The sequence below is a fragment of the Prevotella sp. AGR2160 genome, from assembly GCF_000424185.1.
In the GTDB taxonomy this organism is placed as follows: Bacteria; Bacteroidota; Bacteroidia; order Bacteroidales; family Bacteroidaceae; genus Prevotella.
In genome coordinates, this window is record NZ_AUJK01000002.1 from 80753 (window position 1) to 102467 (window position 21715).

The 21715-nt window shown below is 53.9% G+C and carries 16 protein-coding genes and 1 pseudogene; 5 read left to right on the forward strand and 12 right to left on the reverse strand.

Annotation, left to right across the window (positions count from 1 at the left end; all coding sequences use genetic code 11):
• The first annotated feature begins 57 nt into the window (after window positions 1-57).
• Genes G604_RS0101785 through nth form a run of 3 tightly spaced genes read left to right on the forward strand, consistent with a single transcriptional unit; the run spans window position 58 to window position 1578 of the window.
• The gene (locus G604_RS0101785) at window positions 58-240 is read left to right on the forward strand and encodes a hypothetical protein (RefSeq protein WP_028909045.1); all 183 of its coding nucleotides are present in this window, start codon (window positions 58-60) and stop codon (window positions 238-240) included.
• A gap of 45 nt (window positions 241-285) precedes the next feature.
• Window positions 286-882, forward strand: a complete 597-nt coding sequence (locus tag G604_RS0101790; protein ID WP_028909046.1) for an OmpH family outer membrane protein — start codon at window positions 286-288, stop codon at window positions 880-882.
• 45 nt (window positions 883-927) lie between these two features.
• Window positions 928-1578, forward strand: coding sequence for an endonuclease III (nth, locus tag G604_RS0101795; RefSeq protein ID WP_028909047.1), 651 nt, complete (start codon window positions 928-930; stop codon window positions 1576-1578).
• 49 nt (window positions 1579-1627) lie between these two features.
• Here nth and G604_RS0101800 read toward each other — a convergent pair whose 3' ends face one another.
• From G604_RS0101800 to G604_RS0101820, 6 genes and pseudogenes are all read right to left on the reverse strand, one after another.
• On the reverse strand, window positions 1628-3052 hold the full coding sequence (locus G604_RS0101800; protein WP_028909048.1) for a choice-of-anchor Q domain-containing protein: 1425 nt from the start codon (window positions 3050-3052) through the stop codon (window positions 1628-1630).
• Window positions 3053-3709, reverse strand: coding sequence for an HAD family hydrolase (locus G604_RS15460; RefSeq protein ID WP_028909049.1), 657 nt, complete (start codon window positions 3707-3709; stop codon window positions 3053-3055).
• A 147-nt stretch (window positions 3710-3856) separates the two neighbouring features.
• Window positions 3857-4558 (reverse strand): annotated as a pseudogene (locus G604_RS15465) (carbohydrate-binding module family 20 domain-containing protein); the annotation flags it as partial.
• 2 nt (window positions 4559-4560) lie between these two features.
• Window positions 4561-7392 (reverse strand): excinuclease ABC subunit UvrA, encoded by a 2832-nt coding sequence (uvrA, locus tag G604_RS0101810; RefSeq protein WP_028909050.1) that lies wholly within the window; start codon window positions 7390-7392, stop codon window positions 4561-4563.
• Between the two features lie 124 nt (window positions 7393-7516).
• On the reverse strand, window positions 7517-7987 hold the full coding sequence (gene rlmH, locus G604_RS0101815) for a 23S rRNA (pseudouridine(1915)-N(3))-methyltransferase RlmH (protein ID WP_028909051.1): 471 nt from the start codon (window positions 7985-7987) through the stop codon (window positions 7517-7519).
• Window positions 7984-8316, reverse strand: a complete 333-nt coding sequence (locus G604_RS0101820) for a DUF4491 family protein (RefSeq protein WP_028909052.1) — start codon at window positions 8314-8316, stop codon at window positions 7984-7986. The genes rlmH and G604_RS0101820 overlap by 4 nt, the downstream gene beginning before the upstream one ends.
• A gap of 151 nt (window positions 8317-8467) precedes the next feature.
• On the opposite strand from G604_RS0101820, the gene G604_RS0101825 reads away from it, so the two are divergent.
• Together G604_RS0101825 and G604_RS0101830 are read left to right on the forward strand one after the other, a co-directional pair.
• Entirely contained in the window at window positions 8468-10216 is a 1749-nt protein-coding gene (locus G604_RS0101825; RefSeq protein WP_028909053.1) for a phospho-sugar mutase, read from the forward strand.
• A gap of 194 nt (window positions 10217-10410) precedes the next feature.
• Window positions 10411-14790 (forward strand): acyl-CoA dehydratase activase-related protein, encoded by a 4380-nt coding sequence (locus G604_RS0101830; RefSeq protein ID WP_028909054.1) that lies wholly within the window; start codon window positions 10411-10413, stop codon window positions 14788-14790.
• Here G604_RS0101830 and G604_RS0101835 read toward each other — a convergent pair.
• The 6 genes from G604_RS0101835 to G604_RS0101860 form a co-directional block, all read right to left on the reverse strand.
• Window positions 14780-15430 (reverse strand): YiiX/YebB-like N1pC/P60 family cysteine hydrolase, encoded by a 651-nt coding sequence (locus G604_RS0101835; RefSeq protein ID WP_028909055.1) that lies wholly within the window; start codon window positions 15428-15430, stop codon window positions 14780-14782. The two genes, G604_RS0101830 and G604_RS0101835, sit on opposite strands and share 11 nt — an antisense overlap.
• 33 nt (window positions 15431-15463) lie before the next feature.
• Complete coding sequence (locus tag G604_RS0101840) at window positions 15464-17524, reverse strand: LTA synthase family protein (protein ID WP_028909056.1); 2061 nt, start codon at window positions 17522-17524, stop codon at window positions 15464-15466.
• 84 nt (window positions 17525-17608) lie between these two features.
• Window positions 17609-17920: a hypothetical protein gene (locus G604_RS0101845; RefSeq protein WP_155941829.1), complete on the reverse strand. Its 312-nt coding sequence runs from the start codon at window positions 17918-17920 to the stop codon at window positions 17609-17611.
• Window positions 17921-17969: 49 nt separating this feature from the next.
• On the reverse strand, window positions 17970-18443 hold the full coding sequence (locus G604_RS0101850) for a DNA-binding protein (protein ID WP_028909058.1): 474 nt from the start codon (window positions 18441-18443) through the stop codon (window positions 17970-17972).
• A gap of 166 nt (window positions 18444-18609) precedes the next feature.
• Complete coding sequence (locus tag G604_RS0101855) at window positions 18610-18843, reverse strand: DUF4248 domain-containing protein (RefSeq protein ID WP_051220166.1); 234 nt, start codon at window positions 18841-18843, stop codon at window positions 18610-18612.
• Window positions 18844-19061: 218 nt separating this feature from the next.
• Window positions 19062-21665: a DUF3987 domain-containing protein gene (locus G604_RS0101860; RefSeq protein ID WP_081657615.1), complete on the reverse strand. Its 2604-nt coding sequence runs from the start codon at window positions 21663-21665 to the stop codon at window positions 19062-19064.
• Between the last annotated feature and the right edge of the window lie 50 nt (window positions 21666-21715).

Here is a 21715-nt window from a genome sequence, read left to right on the forward strand (position 1 = left end):
GAAATATATTACCTTTGCGCTTGAATTTCAATTCAACGCATTGCAAAATTACGAAAAATGATGAAAACTCTGCTCTTCACTGTGTTAATAATTGCTATATCTGTTGCATTATTATCCATTAAGGTGATTGTGAAGAAGAACGGGAAGTTCTCTTCACAGCATGTCCACGATAATCCTGCCCTGCGCAAACTCGGCATTCACTGCGTCCTTGATCAGGACAAAGAGGCGAGAGAAAAGTAAAAAAGTAAAAAAGTAAAAAAGTAAAAATAGAAAATTAAACATACAATGAAAAAGAACATGATTATGATGGCTGTGGCAGCAGTAGCCGCCGTGGCCATGACATCCTGCAACAAGAGCCAGCCTCAGGTAGAGTCTGCCAGTGAGACGGCCAAGGCACCGTCAACATTGAAGATCGCTTATGTGGAGGTTGACTCCATCATGACGCAGTACACCTTTGCCAAGGAGTATTCCGATCTGTTGCAGAAGAAGAGTATGAACATCCAGAAGACGCTCAACGCGAAGGCACAGGCCCTGCAGGCTGCCGCTGCCAACTTCCAGCAGAAGGCGCAGCAGAATGCCTACACGCAGGAGCAGGCCCAGGCTATCCAGGCCGGACTGCAGCGTCAGCAGGCTGATCTCCAGGCTCTTCAGCAGCGTCTGGGCAATGAGTTCCAGGCTGAGCAGGACAAGTACAACAAGGCTCTTCATGACTCCATCGCCCATTATCTGACAGCTTACAACAAGGATAAGAAGTACAGTATCATCTTCAGTAAGAGTGGTGACAACCTGTTGTACTGTGACAAGGGTTATGATATCACCAATGAAGTCATTGCCGGTCTGAACAAGGCTTACAAGGGCCATCTGGGTGATGCCAAGAAGTAAAGGGTAGGGGGTACCCTTGTGGGTGCCCTCATCAAGAAATCATTTATGACACGCAAGGACCGATATCAATATATATTGGACTATTTTGAGAAGGCGCAGCCAAATGTGACCACGGAGTTGCAGTTTGGCAGCGCCTTTCAGCTTTTAGTGGCCACGCTCCTCAGTGCCCAGTGTACCGATAAGCGTATCAATGCCGTCACGCCGCCCCTCTTCGCCCGTTATCCCGATGCCCACAGTATGGCGCAGGCCACGGAGGATGACCTTTACGAGCTGATCCGCAGCGTGAGTTATCCTCATGCCAAGGCGGCCCATCTGGCAGCCATGAGTCGTATGCTTGTCAGTGACTATGGCGGTAAGGTACCGACGGATCCTAAGGAACTGGTGAAACTGCCTGGTGTAGGACGGAAGACCGCCAATGTGTTACAGGCCGTATGGCTCGGTCGTCCGGCGATGGCCGTCGACACCCATGTCTATCGTGTCAGCCACCGTATGGGACTCGTTCCCCGCGAGGCCAACACACCACAGAAGGTAGAGGAATATCTGGAGAAGCATATCCCGGTGGAGGTGATCCCGAAAGCGCATCACTGGCTCTTACTCCATGGCCGCTATATCTGTAAGAGTCTTCATCCCCGGTGTGCCCAATGTCCTTTCAACGACATTTGTCCGAAGTTGATGGAAGGATCAAAGTTGGAGTAACGTCGATCAAACGGGGAGAGACATCCCATAAACGGGGAGAGACATCTCCTTATTCTTTGCTATATTCATAGCAACCCATATCCGGCTCATCATCACGTTTCCGACCCTTACGGTCAAGAGGGAGTGAGGTGTCCGGATTGGCTTTGCCGATGGCTGGACTCGTTGCCTTCAAGGCAAAGTTATACCTGAGATGATCCGTATCGAAAAGCACAAAATTCTTCTCACCAAATATTGTCGTATCTTTTACGTCCTCATAGATGATATTCGTCATGCGGAGACTGTCGGCGGTGGTGAAGCGCGGCGTTCGCAGGAGACAGTGGTCGAAACGGAAGTCGACCTTGGCCATGGTCGTGTCTGCATAGGCGATGCTGATCTCGTCGTCGGCATAGCCCGTGACGATAGAGTTACGGACCACAGAGATCAGCGGCTGACGCAGGGCCGTAAGCTGCAGGGCCGTGCCACGGAGACTGAAAGGATAGAACTGGGCCAGTGTGCACTGGTTCATCATCAGTGAGCCGCCCGTGATATCAACACAGTGGTCGAGGACATTGGAGATCTCCGTGTCTTCCACCGTGATCTTCGCCGACACGGCCTTGATGCCACTGCCCTGACAGTTATGGATCGTACTGTGGTCGATAGCCAGTTTCGTCTCGTCCACCGATGACGAGTCACAGACGATGCCGTCGTACGGACTGTGGAGATCGGTATAGGAGAGGCGGTTGCCGAAAGATGACGACATGAAGTGAATGCCTTCCCATTGGCCCGCCGTGAGGTCATAGGGCAGATAGTCGAACATATTGTCGAGACGGTCCCCACGGAGCACGACATTCTTCTCCGCCGTTCCCTCACTCTTCAGTCGGCCGTAGACTGTCATGGCAGCATCACCATGGAAATAGAGCCGGGCACCGGCAGCGAGCGTCAGGGTCGCCACCGAGTCGACCTTCAGTCCACCGTAGATGACGACGGGCCTGTCGGCCGTAATGGTCTCGTCCTTGCTGATGACCCAGTTACGCCGCAGGTCAGCATCCCAGCAGAAGGCGTTGAGGTTCACTTTCTGTTGTGTTCCGTTCTCAAGGGTGAAAACGAGGTTGTCCTCGATCTTCTTCGGATCGGACGTATTCATGGTCCGCGATGTCAGTTCGACATAGACACGGAGACTGTCGCCACGGCGGATCTCCACATCCCGGGCCTGATAGTTGGAGGATGAGGAGAGGTAGGTGCCGTCGACATTGACGCGGAAGCCCGTGGTGCCGCCATCCTCCTGACGTACGGATGAGCAGCGGAGGTTGTCGTCCGTATGGTTGTAGACCCAGAAGGTCTGTGTCCGTGTGGGAACAGTGGAGAAGACGGTATCCATGCTGACGGTATCCGTGGAGAATGTCAGTTGGTCGCCCGTGGAGATCGAGAAGGTGTCGTCTTCAGCACAGGAGCAGAGGGCCAGAAGCCCGGCAAAGAGGAGAATGTTTAATTTCATTTAGTATATTTCTTCAGGTTTACTGACAAAGGTGGTGGCACCATGACGAACGAGGAAGGCACGGTCACGGAATCCCCAGAGGACACTGATACACGGCATGCCACTGTTGCGCGCCGTCATGATGTCGACATCACTGTCACCGATATATACCGCACGGTCCTTAGTCACGCCGAGCTGCCGCAAAGCCTCAACGACGGTGTCGGGAGCCGGCTTCTTACGGATATTCTCCCGTTCGCCGATAGCTACTTCCACCAACGGACCGAAGAAGTCCTTACAGAGGGCTTGTGTGGCGGCATAGAACTTATTGCTCACCACGGCGACATGTTTGCCTGCGGCACGGAGGCGACGCAGCATGTCCATGATACCGGGATAGGGCGCCGTATGATCGCGGTTATGATCCATATAATGTTTGCGGAACAAGCTATAGACCTCATCAAACTTAGGATTATTGAGACCGTCGGGAGTAGCACGTTCCATGAGTTTCTTCACGCCGTTGCCAACCATCATACGCACCTCTTCCAGACTGTGCTGCGGAAAACCGAAATGATGAAGGGCATAGTTGCACGAGGCGCAGAGATCCTCGAGACTGCTGATCAGCGTACCATCGAGGTCAAAGACATAGGTATCGTATTCCTCACGCCATGCAAAGTCCCTCACACGAGTACCGGCTGGGAGATGCCAGAGCAGATATTCCGGATTCGTTGTCTCCAACGTAAAGATCCCTGTCTTCGCCGGGTCTTTGACACGCAAGAGATATCCGTCCTCAATGATCACATTGTCGGGATAGACACGTGACACGTGGACACGACGGTTCGCTCCTTCCTCCCAGATCTTCAGCAGACGGGTCTCACGGTCAATGATGACATATTTATACTCCAACGGATATTCTACCCCCGTGACATCGACGCTCAGCATCCACAGATCACCATCGACAGACTTCATTCTCAGAAAACGTTCGGGAAGCCAAGAACCCAGGGTGGGATGGTTTCCGATAATGGCCACCTCCTCGCCCTCATGCAGGTCGGGGGCTTTGACGGCAAAGAGGACCGTCTGATGATAGAGCACGCAAGAGAGCTTCCGCGACAACAGTTCCACCTTCTGGAGATAGTTGTTCACGGCTTTCTGCTCCTGTTGCTCCCGCTCTTTCTCATCCGCTGCCTGTGATGCTGACCGGGAGAACCGGATGTTAAGGGGAGCGTCACGCCAGTAATCGGGGAAGAGAAAGTCCTGCTGGATATCGAAAGGATAGAGGCGTGGCTCTCCGAGCCATTCCCGCCGCAATAGCTTCCCGTTGCCGTCGACGACCATATAATAATAGGTAATAAAGGCGGCGGGATGACGGTAGCTCTCCATGGCTGCTGTCTCAAGTGTCCACAGGATGCCGTCACGGGTATCCATGGCCAGTTCCGAACGACGGCGGTGACCGTCACGGCTGAGATAGGTGACCATGACATGGAGGCTCTCTCCCCAAGCCGTCTTATATTCCAGTGAGAATTTCAATTTCATGCTTACAATTTTTCCTTTAAGAATTTCCCCGTGATACTCTGCGGGCAGGCGGCAACCTCTTCGGGCGTGCCACTGACGACGAGCTGGCCACCACGGTCGCCGCCGTCAGGTCCGAGGTCGAGGACATAGTCGGCACACTTGATAACATCGAGGTTATGCTCAATGACAATGATGCTGTGGCCACGGTCTATCAGGGCATCGAAAGCCTGCAACAAGCGTTGGATATCGTGGAAGTGGAGACCTGTCGTCGGCTCGTCGAAGATGAAGAGTGTCGGCTGGGCCTGCTCCTGACCGATGAAATAGGCCAGTTTCACACGTTGGTTCTCACCGCCGGAGAGCGTCGACGAGTTCTGTCCGAGTTTGATATAACCCAGTCCGACATCCTCCAGAGGCTGCAGGCGCTTGACGATGGTCTTCTCGTTATACTGATCGAAGAAAGCAATCGCCTCGGAGACCGTCATGTTCAGGATATCGTTGATATTCTTGTCATGGAACCGCACCTCGAGGATATCCTTCTTGAAGCGCTGGCCGTGACAGGCATCGCACTCCAGGACGAGATCGGCCATGAACTGCATCTCCACGGTGATGACACCGGCTCCCTTGCACTCCTCACAGCGGCCACCCTCAGCATTGAAACTGAAATACTGGGCCGTGAAACCCATCTGTTTGGCTAAGGGCTGGTCAGCGAAGAGTTGACGGATGGCATCATAAGCCTTGACATACGTGGCGGGATTGGAGCGTGTCGACTTGCCGATGGGGTTCTGATCGACAAACTCCACATGACTGATGCTCTGCCAGTCACCCTCCATCCCGAGATACTCACCGGGAGCATCGCAGATCTCATCGAGATGACGCTTCAGGGCAGGGTAGAGGATGCCCTTCACGAGGGAGCTCTTACCCGATCCGGAGACACCGGTGACGACGGTGAGGACATGGAGCGGGAAAGTGGCGTCGATGCCCCGCAGATTATTCATCCGACAGCCTTTGAGGAGGATACGCTCATTCCACCGACGGCGGGAGGCGGGGACGGCAATCTGTTCCTCCCCTGTAAGGTAACGGAGGGTATAACTCCGCGGATTCTTCTTCCGCAGTTCCTCGTAATAGTCTTTCGCCGTACGCCCCTCAGGTACTTTCAGAGATCCCTGGAAGACCACCTCTCCGCCGAGGCGGCCGGCATCCGGACCAATATCGAGTATATAGTCGGCGGCCCGCATGATCTCCTCGTCATGTTCAACGACAAGGACAGTATTGCCCAAAGCCTGCAACTCCCGCAACACATGGATCAGCCGGTCGGTGTCACGACTGTGAAGGCCGATACTCGGTTCGTCGAGGATATACAGACTTCCCACGAGGCTCGACCCCAGGGAGGTCGTGAGGTTGATGCGCTGGCTCTCGCCGCCCGAGAGGGTGTTACTGCGACGGTTCAGCGTCAGATAACCCACGCCGACCTCCACGAGGAAGTGAAGCCGGTTGCGGATCTCCGTAAGGAGGCGTTTGGCCACCTCTGCGTCGTGATCGTCGAGCTGAAGATTGAGAAACCACTGTTCCAGGTCACGGACAGGCATCTCCACGAGTTCCGTGATACTCCGTCCGCCGACCTTCACATAGTTGGCCTCTTTCTTCAGACGTGTGCCGTGGCAGTCGGGACATACCGTCTTACCCCGATAACGGCTGAGCATGACACGATATTGTATCTTATACTGATTCTCTTTCACCATCTGAAAGAACGTATCAATGCAGACACGCTCGTGGAGATCCTTGTCACGCTCCGAGGGGAGGCCGTGCCACAGCGCGTCCTTCTCCTCCTTGGAGAGTTGGAAATATGGTTTGAAGATGGGGAAGTTATCCTTCTGTGCCCGACGTACAAACTCCGTCTGCCACTGGCTCATCTTCTCGCCGTGCCAGCACTGTACGCAACCGTCATAGACAGAGAGGGTACTGTTGGGGATAACGAGTTTCTCATCGATGCCGATGACACTGCCGAAGCCCTCACAGGTAGGACAGGCTCCCAGCGGGGAGTTGAAGGAGAACATGTTATCATTCGGTTCCTCAAAGGTGATGCCGTCGGCTTCGAAGCGCGTGGAGAAGTCAAAGAGCTGATGCGATGGAAGGATCATCACGCGGAGGGCACCGTCACCCTCATAGAACGCCGTCTCACAGGAGTCGGTGAGACGGGAGATCTCACTCTTCTCCGAGGAGACACTCATACGGTCAATGACGAGCCAGATATCTGCGGCATCGCCTTTTGCATCGGGATGAGCCTCGAGATAATCATCGATGCGCGTGAAGTCACCGTCGGCATAGATGCGGGCATAACCTTCCTGCATGTACATCTCCAACTGCTTGGCCAGTGTGCGGCCCTCGATGATATGAAGGGGGGAGAGGATGACAAATTTTGTTCCCTCACCAAACTGACGGACACAGCGGATGACATCTTCCGGACTGTGACGTTTCACCTCCTCACCACTGATGGGACTGAAGGTCTTGCCAATACGGGCATAGAGAAGACGGAGATATTCATAGATCTCCGTTGACGTACCCACCGTAGACCGTGGGTTGCGGGCCACCACTTTCTGCTCGATGGCGATAGCCGGCGGGAGCCCCTTGATGAAGTCACACTCAGGCTTGCTCATCCTACCGAGGAACTGACGCGCATAGGCCGACAGTGACTCGACATAACGGCGCTGACCTTCAGCGTACAATGTGTCGAAAGCCAATGAACTCTTGCCGGAGCCGGAGACACCCGTGACAACGATGAACTCATCACGCGGGATCTTCAACGAGATATTCTTCAGGTTGTTCACCCGGGCTCCTTTCACTTCTATATATTCCATAGTTTCGTTTCTTTCCTAGTTTCTTTTATCCATGGCCTGCCGTCCCGTGCTTGCGCTCAGTCTTGGGCTCGTTGACGGCCTGCCGTCTCGTGCTTGCGCTTTGCAAGCGCAAGGCAGGGCTTCCTTACTCGTGGTGGTACGGCTCCCCCTTGATGATCGTGCAGGCCCGGTAGAGCTGCTCGACGAAGATCAGACGGACCATCTGATGGGAGAACGTCATGCGGGAGAGGCTGATCTTGTCGTTCGCCCTTTTATATACCTCCTCAGAGAACCCGTAAGGCCCGCCGATGACGAAGACGAGGCGCCGGGACGTGTTTGCCTTCTTCTGCAGCCAACGGGCATATCCCACCGACCGGTATTCCGTGCCGTGCTCATCGAGGAGGACCACCGTATCGGATGGCTGGATCTGCTTGAGGATGTTCTGTCCCTCGGCCTCCTTCTGCTGCGCTTCCGTGAGCGACTTCGTGTTCTTCGGCTCGGGGAGAACGGTGATGGAGAAAGGCATATAGTGACCGATGCGCTCCACATAGTCGTTGATGCCGGCCACGAAATGCTTGTTGACGGTCTTCCCGACAAGGATCAGCAGCGTCTTCATGCCTCTGCCTCCTTCTGCTCGGCCGTCTCCGATGATTTCATCTCCTGAACTATGGAGGGCCGCTTGGGAAACCATCCCCGCTCCACACGCTTTTTCTGTTCAAAGAGTTCTCCGATACTCCACAGCAGGGAGGCACCGAGGACACCGACGATCGCAGAGACCATGGTATTGCTGATCAACATACTGCCGATGACGGCGGCAAGTCCCGTGAGGAGGAAGATCCACCAAGGACGTGTACCGAAATAATACTCCGTCTTGATGACGACAGGATGGAAGAGCCCTATTATAAAAAAGGTGGACAGGGCGATGATGATGCCTTCAAAATACATATCTTTGTTTTCTGTTCTACTTTTAAAATCTTTTCAAGCGACAAAAATACAAAAAAATATCCATCAAAACGCACGAATACGAAAAATTTTCCTTATCTTTGCGAGTAAAATAAGATAAAATAAGAAATCAGTAATAAACATCTATTTTATTATGGCTAACAACGCAGAACTCATCGCCCAGTGTGAGGCGAAAGCAAAACAGTGGCTCTCTCCGTCCTTCGACGAGAAGACCCGTCAGGATGTGCAGGCTATGCTTGACGCTGACGACAAGAGCAACCTCATCGATTCCTTCTACAAGGATCTCGAGTTTGGTACCGGCGGTCTCCGTGGCATCATGGGTGCCGGCAGCAACCGCATGAATATCTACACCGTAGGTATGGCTACCCAGGGCTTTGCCAACTATCTGAAGATCAATTTCAAGGATCGGGAGCAGATCTCCGTCGTCGTTTGTCACGACTGCCGTAACAACTCCGACCTCTTCGCCCATACCGTCGCAGACATCTTCTCCGCCAACGGCATCAAGGTCTATATCTTCGATGACCTGAGACCTACTCCGGAGTGCTCTTTCGCTATCCGCTATCTCAAGGCGCAGGCCGGCGTGAACATCACCGCCAGTCATAATCCCCGTGAGTATAATGGCTACAAGGCTTACTGGGAGGACGGCGCTCAGGTGCTCGCTCCCCACGACAAGGGCATCATCGACGAGGTCAACAAGGTGAAGATCGAGGACGTGAAGTTTAAGGGCAACAAAGACCTGATCCAGATTATCGGTGAGGATATCGATGAGCCTTACATCCGTAAGATCCGCACGATCTCTATCGATCCCGACGTCATCAAGCGTCAGCATGATCTGAAGATTGTCTACACGCCGCTGCATGGCGCCGGCCGCGTCATCATCCCGCGTTCCCTCGCTTACTGGGGCTTTGACAACGTGCACTGCGTCCCCGAGCAGATGATCAAGGATGGCAACTTCCCGACCGTCGACCGTCCGAATCCCGAGTTCGCAGAGGCCCTGACCCTCGGTCTGCGTGACGCGAAGGCGCTCGATGCCGACATCCTCATGGCTTCTGATCCTGATGCTGACCGTGTGGGTATGGCCTGCAAGAACGACAAGGGTGAGTGGGTACTCATCAATGGTAACCAGACCTGCCTCATCTTCCTGTGGTATATCATCACGAACCGTAAGGCTGTGGGAAAGATGAAACCGACGGATTTCATCGTCAAAACCATCGTCACCACGGAGGTTATCCGTAAGATTGCCGAGAAGAACCACATCGAGATGCGTGACTGCTATACGGGCTTTAAGTGGATCGCCCGTGAGATCCGTCTCTCTGAGGGCAAACAGCAGTATATCGGTGGCGGCGAAGAGAGCTACGGCTTCCTGGCTGAGGACTTCGTTCGTGATAAGGATGCTGTCAGCGCCTGCTCCCTGCTCGCAGAGATCTGCGCTTATGCCAAGGATCACGGCAAGACGCTCTACGACATCCTCATGGACATCTATACGGAGTACGGCTTCTCCAAGGAGTTCACCGTCAATGTTGAGCGTCCGGGTAAGACGGGTGCCGACGAGATCCAGCAGATGATGACCAACTTCCGTCAGAACCCGCCGAAGGAACTCGGTGGCAGCAAGGTCATCCTGTGGAAAGACTATAAGACCCTCGAGGCTACGTCTATCGACGGCACGAAGACCAAGCTCAACATGCCCGAGACGAGCAATGTGCTGCAGTGGTTCTGCGATGATGACACGAAGGTCAGCGTCCGTCCCTCCGGTACAGAGCCGAAGATCAAGTTCTATATCGAGGTGAAGGGCACCATGACCGACAAGAGTCAGTATGCTGCTCTTGATAAGGCTGGTTCTGAGAAGATCGAAGCTATCAAGAAGAGCCTCGGACTGAAGTAAAAGTAAAAAAGTAAATAAGTAAAAAAGTAAACGCAGGTAGGCTATGCCCTCCTGCGTTTCTTTTTTGGCCTGCCGTCAAGTGCTTGCGCTTTGCAAGCGCAAGGTTGCTTTTTTTACTTTTTTAATTTTATATTTTTTTCTTTTTCTATTTTTCTCCGTATTTTTGCAAAAGATTTATAGAGAAAGAGAACGCGATGGAAGAAGTAGGAAAAGAAGAAGAAGCATTTACACTGGGTATAGATGTCGGGTCCACAACGGCCAAGGTAGTCATGTTGGACCGGAAGAACGCCCTCGTCTACCACACTTATCAGCGGCACCAGGCACAGGTGGCACGGCTCCTTGCCGGTGAGATCGCCCGGCTGATGGATCAGTTCGGTGACATCCCCGTACGCCTCTGTGTCACGGGCTCCGTAGGTATGCAGACGGCCCAACAGCTTCAGGCGGAATTCCTTCAGGAGGTAGTTGCCGCCACGACCTATGCCCGTCAGCTCCATCCAGAGGCCCGTGCCCTCATCGATATCGGTGGTGAGGACGCGAAGGTGGTGTTCTTCGACGGTCAGCGGACAGAGCTGCGCATGAACGGCAACTGTGCCGGTGGCACGGGAGCCTTCATCGATCAGATGTCCGTTCTCATGGGCGTCTCCAACGAGGAGATGAATGACCTCGCCATGAAGGCTACAACGGTCTATCCCATGGCCGCCCGTTGTGGCGTCTTCGCCAAGACGGACATCCAGAACCTCATGAGCCGTAACCTCCCCGAGAGTGATATCGCCGCCAGTATCTTCCATTCCATCGCTGTTCAGACGGTGACGACACTCTCTCACGGCTGTACTTTCTCTCCGCCGATCCTGCTCTGCGGGGGACCGCTGACCTTCCTGCCGGCACTCCGCAAAGCCTTCGCCTCCTATCTCCATCTTTCCGACAACGATTTCATCACCTCCCCCAATAGTAACCTCATACCCGCTATGGGCTGTGCCCTCCGTGCCCGTAAGGAAGAGAAGACGGTTATGCTCTCAACACTGTTGCAACGCGTGAAGACGACAACGGTGACCCATTGGCACAGTAATCTCGATCCCCTCTTTCAGGATGCTGACGACTATGCCCGTTGGAAAGCCGACAAAGACCGGTTCCAAATCGCGGAGGCTCCGCTGCGCAGCGGTCGTCAGGATGTCTTCCTGGGTATCGACTCGGGATCCACAACGACGAAGGTCGTGGCCTTGCGTTTCGATGAGGGACGACCCGTGATGGTCTTCTCCGACTACCGCATGAATCTCGGTAATCCGATCCTCGCTGTAAGAAAGGCCCTGGAGCGGATGGAAGAGGAGTGCCAGAAGGCTGGTGCTGATCTGCGGATTCTCGGCAGTTGCTCTACGGGATACGGTGAGGAACTGATCCATACGGCCTTCCATCTCTCAGGCGGAATGATCGAGACGATGGCTCATTACCATGCCGCACGGCAGCTGATGCCTGACGTGTCCTTCATCCTCGATATCGGCGGACAGGACATGAAGGCGATCTTCGTGGATCATGGTGCCGTCGTCCGTATGGAACTGAATGAGGCCTGCTCATCGGGCTGCGGCACCTTCATCCAGACGTTCGCTACAAACCTTGGTTATCGGGTGGAGGACTTCGCCCGCTTGGCTTGTGAGTCGAAAGCACCGTGTGACCTGGGTACCCGTTGTACGGTATTCATGAACTCCAAAGTGAAACAGGTACTGCGGGAGGGGGCCGGCGTGGCCGATATCTCTGCGGGCATCGCCTATAGTGTCATTAAGAACTGTCTTTATAAAGTATTGAAATTCAGGGACGCACGGGCGCTCGGTAAACATGTGGTTTTACAGGGCGGCACGATGCGCAATGATGCCGTCGTGCGTGCTTTCGAGTGCCTCAGCGGGGTCACCGTGGCCCGTAGCAGTCATCCCGAACTCATGGGCGCCATTGGCTGTGCCCTCCATGCGGCAGAGATGACGGTCGGGAAACAAGACTCAGCCCTGTCAGTGACGGCCAATCAGGAAGAGGGCCGTACGATCTCCGACCTGCTGGCCCAGGCCACCTATGCCACGCGCCAGTTGCAGTGCCGCGGTTGTCAGAACCAATGCCGCGTGACGCGTTATACCTTCGCCGATGGTGCCCGTTTCTATACTGGAAACCGTTGTGAGCGGGTCTTCAATAATGCCGGCAAGAGCCGCTTCAAGGGCGAGAATATCTACACCTATAAATATCAGCTCCTCTTCGACCGTCCGTCAGAAGGCCTGCCGTCGGGTGCATGCGCTTTGCAAGCGCAAGGAGGCGCTGTTGCCCCCCGTGCCGTCATCGGCATCCCGCGGGCCCTGAACATCTACGAGAATTACCCCTTCTGGAACACGCTCCTGCGCGCTTGTGGCTTCCAGGTTGACCTCTCGCCGGAATCGACCTATGCCCACTATGAGCAGGCGCTGGGAACGGTAATGGCCGACAACATCTGTTTCCCCGCCAAGCTCGTACACTCTCATATCGAGGCCCTCGACAAGGATGAGCGCGTCGACCGCATCCTCATGCCTTATGTCGTCTATGAGCGTCAGGAGGACCCGAAGCATACGATCAATAGTTTCAACTGTCCGATCGTCTCCGGTTACAGTGATGTCATCAAGAGCGCGATGGACCTTCATAAGCCTTTCGATGCCCCCGTGATTAATTTCTCCGATGAGAAACTGCTCAGACGACAGATCGTAGCCTATCTCCATACCCTTGGCGTAAGCAAACACGAAGCTCAGAAAGCCGTAGCGTTAGCCCTTGATACTCAGCGTACTTACGGACATCAACTGAAGGAACGCTGTAAGGAAATTCTGAAGAAGAGCAGAGCGGAAGGTCGGTTGACGATCCTCCTGGCCGGACGCCCCTATCATACGGATCCACTCATCCAACATAAGCTCTCGGAGATGGTCGCTGCCCTCGGCGTGAATGTCATCAGTGAGGACCTGCTGCGGGAGACACCGGACCTTGTCGGGGCGGATACCTATCTCGTCAAACAGTGGGCTTACATGAACCGGATCATGAAGGCGGCACAATGGGTAGCAGGAGAAGGAAAGGATGTTCATTTCGTGGAGATGACGAGTTTCGGCTGTGGTCCTGACGCGTTTATCCAGGATGAGAACAGTAATATCCTCCGTCGGGCCGGTAAACCCTTCACCTTATTGAAGATCGATGATGTCAGCAATGTCGGCAGTCTCAAGCTCCGTGTCCGCTCCCTCGTGGAGAGTCTCCGTGAACAACAGAAGGATACGGTGAAGCAGAAGGGACAGAAAGCAGGAGCGGGTGAGGGTCAACCGATGAAAAAGGGCCATTCCACCGCTCTTCCACAGTTGCCGCCTTTCACGGCTGCTGACCGAAGGAAGAAGATTCTGGCGCCTTATCTCACCAACTATCTCTCTCCGATGATTCCGGCACTTCTGAAACTCATGGGCTATGATGTGGAAGTGTTGCCGATGGCTGATGAGAAGAGTGCGGACCTGGGACTGAAGAATGCCAACAACGAAGTCTGCTATCCGGCAACCTTGATTGTCGGTGACATCATCAAGGCCCTGCAGAGTGGACGTTATGATCTTAAGAATGTTGCCGTGGCCATGAGTCAGACCGGTGGACAGTGTCGTGCCACCAATTATGTAGGACTCATCAAACGGGCCATGATGGCCAATGGATTCGGCAATATTCCCGTCATCACCCTCGGCGTGACGGTGGCTGCCGACGGCAGTGATGCCGGCAGCCAGTTTACGATAGACTGGAAGAAATACGCGGGTATTGCCGTGACGAGTATCCTCTTCGGCGATGCCCTCAACGAGATATATTATGCCACGGTCGTCAGGGAACGGGAACCCGGACTGGCCAAGCGACTGCGTGATGAAGCACTCAGGACTTGCTGCCGCCTCATCCCACATAACCGTCCGAAAGAATTGCTCCGTCTGCTCGATGAAACGGCCCGGAAATTCGATGCCGCCGCCCTCGATGAGGAACACCCGCGTGTGGGCATCGTCGGTGAGATCTTCCTGAAGTTCAATCCGTTCTCCCATCAGTTCCTGGAGAAATATATCGTCTCCAAAGGTATCGAGGTCGTACCGCCGTTGCTGGCGCCGTTCTTCCTGCAGGAGTTTGTCAATGTCGGTGTTCAGAAAGACTTAGGACTCAAGCGTTCTCATCTGCCGAACATGGCCGTGAAAGCCCTTTATCAGCTCGTCATCGGCCGCCGGATCCGACAGATCAACACCATCTGCAACCATTTCCGCTATTTCCGGCCGTTCTCGGATATCTACAGTGATGCCGAGGCCGCCAAGCCGATCGTCAACCTGGCGGCACAGTTCGGTGAGGGCTGGCTGCTGCCTGCCGATGTCGTCGGCTATCTGCATGACGGGATCAACAACGTGCTGAGTCTGCAACCGTTCGGCTGTATCGCCAACCAGGTGATCTCCAAGGGTATTGAGAAGAAACTCAACCAGCTGTATCCCCAACTGAACATGCTGTCGCTGGATTTCGACAGTGGCGTCAGTGCCGTCAATATCACCAACCGTCTGCTGCTGTTCCTCGATAAGATCAAGGAATGAGCAGGCCCATGATCCGGACATGCTGATCCCGGGAGAGTTGTCCGGGATTGGTGCCCGGGGCGCCCTCGGGGACCTCCATGCCGAAACGACGGTAGAATCGCTTCCAAAACGCCGTGATCTTTCCACTCTTGTCATGGAAACTCATGGGGATGGTGGGGAAGATACGATGGCCCAGACTGTCCACGGCTATCTTCTGCACCAGTTCACTGCAATACATCGCACGGTCATCGGGCATGAACAGCGTGTCGTAGGGCAGGTGCTCATATTGCTGATACCGCTGATACGTTTTGGAGAAGTCGAGACCGGACTTCACACGGCCGATCAGGATCCTCGATGCTAAATCCTTATCGCTATTATGATGGATGAACTCAGCGAGCGGGGTCATCCCAACGCCCTTGCGTCCCGTGGCCTCCATGACAAAGATACTGTCCTGATTACGGTAGACCATTCCCACATGGTCAATCTTCAGCCCGTCGACACCACGGGTCACGTCGGTAATGGCATTGCCTCCGAGAGCGATGGCAAAGACCAGATCACCACTGCGAAGACTGTCTGACGGAAATTTATTCTGTGTTTGGGAATAGGCCGCGTTGGCAAACGTCAGCATGAGAAGGGTGGATAATAAAAGTCGTCTTATCATTGTTATTTGATCATGTTTGATTGAATCGATGGATTATTTAATCATGGTGTTGACATACTGGTACCAGGCACGGGCCTTATAGGCTGACGCCTGGTCGGCATGGCTCAGCGGCCGCTCGTCCGTTGTCCCGTCATGCTGCCATCTCACACGATATTGACGCACACGGCGGACCGGGGAGAGAACGGTCAGAATGTTACGCTCCAGGAAGCCCAGATCCTGATAGGTCGCCATGAACGCACGGGGCGCATAGTGCGGGGCGAGGACATCCGTACCGGCAAAACGCACGCGGGTCCGCAGATGGAGCATCGACAGAAGTGTCGGCATCACGTCTATCTGGGAACAGGTCTTCTTGAAAGCCGTAGGGACAATGAAGCCCGGACTGTAGATCAGACAAGGAATATGATATTTTTCTACCGGAATACTCGTCTTTCCCGCACTCGAAGCACAATGGTCGGCAATGATGACGAACACGGTGTTGCGGAACCATGACTTTTCTTTAGCCTGCCGGAGGAACCGGCCAATGGCATAATCGGTATATTTCACGGCGGCATCACGGCATTGCGGATCACCGGCATAGCGGATGCGGCCCTCGGGATAGGTGTAGGGACGGTGGTTGCTGGTGGTCATGATCTGAGCGAAGAACGGCTTGCCCTGATGGCTGTCGGCATCGAAGACCTGCAGACTCTTGTCGAAGATATCCTCATCGCAGACGCCCCAGATATTGGCGAAATGGATGTCTTTCTGCGCGATGGCGGCACGGTCGATGACCGTATAGCCGTTGTGGGAGAAATAGTCACGCATATTGTCGAAATAGCTGTCACCACCATAGAGGAACTGCACGTTGTAGCCTTCCTTCCTCAGTACGGCACCCACGGAGAGACTGCCCATGCGGTTCTCCGGCCGTTTGATGATGCTCTCGCCGGCAGAGGGCGGGATACAGAGCGACAAGGCCTCCAGACCTCGCACCGTGCGGTTGCCGCAGGCATAGAGACTGTCGAAAACCATACTCTCTCCGATGAGCCGGTCGAGGTTGGGCGTGATACGATTCCGGTTGCCATAGCGTGTCAGGAAGTCAGCGCTCAGGCTCTCCACGGTGATGAGCACGATATTCTTGCGCTGAGGAGTGAGGCTGTCGCCGAGGACTTTCTCATGGTGGGTATCAAGTCCCGCCAACCGACGGTATTCGGCCACACACGCCTTTTGGGGCATCAGCGCGTAGAACTTCTTATAGTCAAGGGTGTTGCTGCGGAACGCGATAACGAAGTCGCAGGCACCGTTCTGTTCCAATTGATTCACATACTGATCACCACTGTCGAGGCCGTGCGTCCAGGAGACCAGTCCCAACCCACAGAGGCCGCACACGACATACCAGACCTCACTGCGGACGAGGGGCCGCCAGGAGCAGTCACGGTCCAGGTGGAGGTGGAAGAGACGTGTCTGCAGTCCGATGATCAGGGCTGTCAAGGCTATGAGGACCGCCATAAGGGGTACGATGTGGTAGCTCTCCATGATATTGCCTATGACCTCATTAGTGTAGACGAGGTAGTCAACGGCGATGAAGTTATAGCGTACGCCAAACTCCTGCCAGAAGAAGAACTCACCGGCAGAGACGCAGAGCAGCAAGAACGTGTAGACGCCCCATAACGCATAGACGGACACGCGCCGCCATGCCTGTCGGATACGGGGAAGGAGACAGCGCAGGGAGAAACTGATGGCTTTCCACCCGAAGAACACCCGTGCCACCATCGGCGCGCCGCCACCATACTGTCGGAAGATGGAGAACGGCATCCAGGAATAGAGGAATGCCAACCACCAGATGGCCACGAAGACACCGTTCCACGGCCGACGGTATTTCCACGCATTATGCCCCGGGGCGATGACGGCCATGGGAACACACAGCAGGACGCCCATGCCCAGGTCGGACAGGACGCCGACGGAGAAACTGCGGATCACTTCGCCCACCGTGTAGGAGGCATCGGCGGGAGAGGTGGCGATGAGGACGATGCGGAGCAGGAAACCTACGATAATATAGGTTACGAGAAAACTGATCAATACATACAGGACGGAATGTCCCGACTCTTCAGATGCTTTCATTGGATAATACTTTTTTCGCTCAGATAGAATGCTGAAATCTTTTACGGGTGCAAAAGTACAATATTTTTTTGAAAATACGATACGTCAAACACGTTCCTTCACTATTTTGGCGGTATCCTCTGTTGCGTGGCCTCCGTGATATATGTCTCTCACCGTGCACCCAAACTCCTCTACCTCTGGCTCCCGTGTTTCGTAGCTTGTACCATCTATCCCCCGAGCCATATTCTTTTCGAGGAGTTCACCTGTATCCTTGAAATGGTACTGCTCAACCTCAATCCCCACCGAGACATTGCCCCTCGGTATCTGAAATAGAATCTGAAGGAGTCTGTTGCAAAAGAATAAAAAAATTGGGGCTTCTGATATTTCCTGTGGGTTGGCTCCATCAATATTCATCAAAATAAAATACCCCCGTCCTTTTCGGGGCGGGGGTAGGTGAGAGAGGCGACTACTTTCCGGTTGTCGTGCCGCTGCCCGACGTTGTGCCACCCGACGTCGTCGTGCCCGTCGTCTTCGTCACGCCGGTCAGCGCCGTGGCCTTGCGGAGCGTGGCGTCGAGGTTCAGGCTGGAGGTGCGGAGATCACCGGTGGCACGGGCACGGAGCTTCACGCCCTTGATGTTCTCCGTCGTGGTGAACTTATCCTCCGAATCGGCACCATGGGCGTTCTTGATGCCGCAGGAGAAGATCGCCAGGTCGTCGAGCTTGACGTTCTTGCCCTCGAGGACCATCTCCTTGATACAGCGTACCATGGCCTTCATCACGCCTACACACATGGCCTCGGAGAAGCCGGAGTTGTGCTGCTCCATGTGCTTGGCAAGGGCAGCCAGGTCCATGGTCTCCTCAACGACGGGGTAGGCGAACCACTTGTTGAAGACCGGACTCTTTTTGTTGTTGTTCTTTCTTAAAATATAACGAATCATAAGCTAAAGAAATTAAAAATGAAACATCCGACTCGGCTATCGCCTCATCGCATAAACCTTTCTGATTTACACCCACAAAGATACGAAAATCCGCAGTGGCGGTCAGACGATGGTATACGATGCGTGCGATAGCCGACGATAAGAGGATACATGATGTCCCGCCCTCCTATGGACACCCCAGGTATTCCACAATCAGCCCGACTTCACGAGGGGTGAAGAACTTCGCCGTCTTCTGGTACCCCACGGCCCGGAGCTGTTCCAAGAGCCCCGTACACCGTTTGATCCAACTCATGAGATGGTTCACGGCCGTATGCGCCGAGGATGCCGTAGGGAAGTAGAGCAGGGCGAGCTCACTCTTTCCGTAGGCATGGATGGGAAAAGTATCATTGTTTTGATTCATAACTATTATACTTATTTTGATTAAACATTATATTTACAATAAATATATTGCTGACTTGTGTCCACGTCAATCATAACTATCATCCATCCAAATGCAGGGGCCATCCCTTGTGGTGGCCCGATGCCCGTTAGGGCATTCCATGAGGCGGATTTTTCCTGTATGATTCGCCCTTTCGGGCGACGGGCCGCCACAAGGGGACGGCCCCTGCGTTGGATCCACTATCCCTTCTTGACCTCGGGCTTGAAATACACGCCACGTTTCATTGGATTGATGACACGATATTTGAAAGCGAGGTTACTGAGCGCACGCTGTGCAGTACGTCGGGGGATATCCTGTTTTTCAGCTATCTCGTATACTGTAGCCGTACTGAACTCACCTATAGGCAATAGCTTGTATAGCGAAGCTTCCACCACAGTAGGCTTAAAGCCTTTGTTGGCAAAGGGATTATCATCCTCCTTGGCCATCACCGTGTACACTCTCGCCGTATGATTGATGAGACACCCTATGATCGTCATAGCCGTCTGGAAATCGCGGTCATCACAAACCAGCGCGTTCTCATCGTCCGGGAAAATATCGGAAGACCGGGATGGATTGAATGAATTTTGCCAATCAGTCAGCCGACGGAGTACCGTCAGAATCATGGCATAGCGGAAGTTCTCCAGAGCGAGGCGGAAGATAAAGGCCCGGATGCCTTTACCCAACATGCCGAACTGTTCCTCCAACACCTCACTATACGTGTCCAGGAACAACTTCTTTTGATCTTCACTCATGACGAACTGAATAGGGTGCCCGGCACGCTGCTGCAAAGCATGGTATAGCGGCAAGAAATATTCGCCTAAATCCTTGTAGATATCATCCAGCGATTTGTCCTTCATCGCAAACACATCGTGGAACTCTACATGTTCATCGGGCATGTAATAGAACAGAAAGCGAGAGCCCAGTCCGTTCTCAAAGGAAGGGAAGAGGGACGGCAGTTGTCCCGGCGTACAGGTGAGCAAGATACTCAACCGTGGTTCTTCAATATCAATATGTACGTCGTCAGTCACACGCGTCATCGACAGGGGCTCATGGTGATGGGCCTTTCTCATCAGATCGGAGTAATTACCATAATCCGAATCGAGCATACTCGAAACGGTGTCGGCCTCCGTCTCATACATCAACCCCCAGCCACCATTGGCTTTCAGCGCGCGGTAAACGGCCGAGGAACTGCTGTTGCCCGGTACGAACGGGTCAAGATATACAGGCTTCTTCGGTGCCTCACCTCTATCTTTCTTACCCTTAGCTTCCCAAGCAGCCATAGCAGAGTCGTACTCAGCCTTCTCTGCTTCATATTTCCGCCGCATCTCGTTTTTAATGGGGGAAGCCAATTGCTTGTCGAACACAAGATTGCCTTTCTCGTTGCCTGCACCCGAATAGATGATGTTGAATAGTGGGGCATAAACGCGGCGCCCGTCATACAGGCCATAGACTCCACTGCGCTCATCACCCACAAAGTTGGCACCACCCATCAATCCGCTGCACACATTGAGAGCTCCCAAGATCATGGCATCACATTTAGGTACATTGGCATGATGGAGATCATAGACCGTTCGAAGAATATGATCCAGATTCTCTACTTTTAACTTGTCGGAGAAGTAAAATCCATTACTGCGACCATCATCAGTTAGCGCCACTAGCGCCATAGCGCCAAGCGCCAATTCATCATCAGAAATACCTAAAATGGTACTTTTACCCCCCTTTTTACTATTTGGCGCAATGGCGCTAGTGGCGCTAATGGCGCTAACTCCATAGTTAGAATGATGCGTTCTTGCAAACGCACTGAGGTCCACGCCGACATTTTTCGCGAGATAGTAGAGTGAGGCGATGTTCACGCCGCTGCCATCAGTACGTACATTGCGGAGACAGTTGTTGTACTTTTCGTTGCTGTCCTTCTCATCATACTTACTGATGAGCTGACTGAGCTGATGGAAGTAGGAGCGGCCGCGCTCGCCGAGTTCCCCGGCGAGGGCGAAGCCGATCTTCAGCCAGTCGCCATAGTCGTCAGAGAAGCCTGCGCCGTGAGCCGTGATAGCACTGACGAGGTCGCGGATCTCCTCTTCCGAGGATGCCGTCTGCGGGTTGTTCACCGGAAAAGGAGCCGCCGTGTGCTCGTTCTCATGTCTTCTTGATCTGTTCTTGTTGGCCCAGAAGACGGGGTCAAAATCAATGGTTGCAGCCATATTATTTGTTTTAATAATGTTTTTATTGTTTTTGTCACGACGCACGTAACAATCGCCGTCGTGTGGCAGGAAGCAGGCACGGGAGACATTGCCGCATTTCTCGTCGACCTCCAGGCCGTACGTCTCGCGGACATACTCCTCGACGGCGAGGAACCACGTCTGATGATCAGCCCGGGCCACGTCGATGTCAATGACCCATTTCACTCCCGTGCCACTCGGTGACACGAAGCACAGCCATGTCGTGAAGTTCGTGTCGTGGATGAGTTTCTCCTTCAGGTCCGCGAGCTCCGTCGGTCCGCCGACATGGTCGAAGTCAAGGCAGAGCAGTCCGCTGTGCCGGATGAGGCAGTCATCCCTGCGGCGGGAGAAGGTCCCCGAGAAGCAGACGAAGTTAAAGTATTTCTTCTTGAACTCCCCGACCTCCTTCGGGTCCCGCTTCCCCGCGTTGACCTCCTTGAGGATATCCCGCAGCTCCTGGGTGCGCGAAAACGCGTCCGGGTCTGTGGTGATGTAGTTGTACACTTCCCGAATTCCCCAGACGGTGTTGCTCTGCACCGTGGTGGCGGGGGCGGGATAAAACTGGAACAAATGCTTTGATTCCATTTTTTCTTAATATCGGCAGGAGAGATTAGCCTGCCCGACATCTATCGCAA

Excerpts from the sequence above, each read along its gene's own strand:
- G604_RS0101860 (WP_081657615.1), bottom strand. The coding sequence starts at position 21,665 with ATGGAATCAAAGCATTTGTTCCAGTTTTATCCCGCCCCCGCCACCACG.
- G604_RS0101790 (WP_028909046.1), top strand. The coding sequence starts at position 286 with ATGAAAAAGAACATGATTATGATGGCTGTGGCAGCAGTAGCCGCCGTG.
- G604_RS0101840 (WP_028909056.1), bottom strand. The coding sequence starts at position 17,524 with ATGAAAGCATCTGAAGAGTCGGGACATTCCGTCCTGTATGTATTGATC.
- G604_RS0101820 (WP_028909052.1), bottom strand. The coding sequence starts at position 8,316 with ATGTATTTTGAAGGCATCATCATCGCCCTGTCCACCTTTTTTATAATA.
- nth (WP_028909047.1), top strand. The coding sequence starts at position 928 with ATGACACGCAAGGACCGATATCAATATATATTGGACTATTTTGAGAAG.
- G604_RS0101855 (WP_051220166.1), bottom strand. The coding sequence starts at position 18,843 with ATGAATCAAAACAATGATACTTTTCCCATCCATGCCTACGGAAAGAGT.
- G604_RS0101785 (WP_028909045.1), top strand. The coding sequence starts at position 58 with ATGATGAAAACTCTGCTCTTCACTGTGTTAATAATTGCTATATCTGTT.
- rlmH (WP_028909051.1), bottom strand. The coding sequence starts at position 7,987 with ATGAAGACGCTGCTGATCCTTGTCGGGAAGACCGTCAACAAGCATTTC.
- G604_RS0101850 (WP_028909058.1), bottom strand. The coding sequence starts at position 18,443 with ATGATTCGTTATATTTTAAGAAAGAACAACAACAAAAAGAGTCCGGTC.
- G604_RS0101835 (WP_028909055.1), bottom strand. The coding sequence starts at position 15,430 with ATGATAAGACGACTTTTATTATCCACCCTTCTCATGCTGACGTTTGCC.
- G604_RS0101800 (WP_028909048.1), bottom strand. The coding sequence starts at position 3,052 with ATGAAATTAAACATTCTCCTCTTTGCCGGGCTTCTGGCCCTCTGCTCC.
- G604_RS0101825 (WP_028909053.1), top strand. The coding sequence starts at position 8,468 with ATGGCTAACAACGCAGAACTCATCGCCCAGTGTGAGGCGAAAGCAAAA.
- uvrA (WP_028909050.1), bottom strand. The coding sequence starts at position 7,392 with ATGGAATATATAGAAGTGAAAGGAGCCCGGGTGAACAACCTGAAGAAT.
- G604_RS0101830 (WP_028909054.1), top strand. The coding sequence starts at position 10,411 with ATGGAAGAAGTAGGAAAAGAAGAAGAAGCATTTACACTGGGTATAGAT.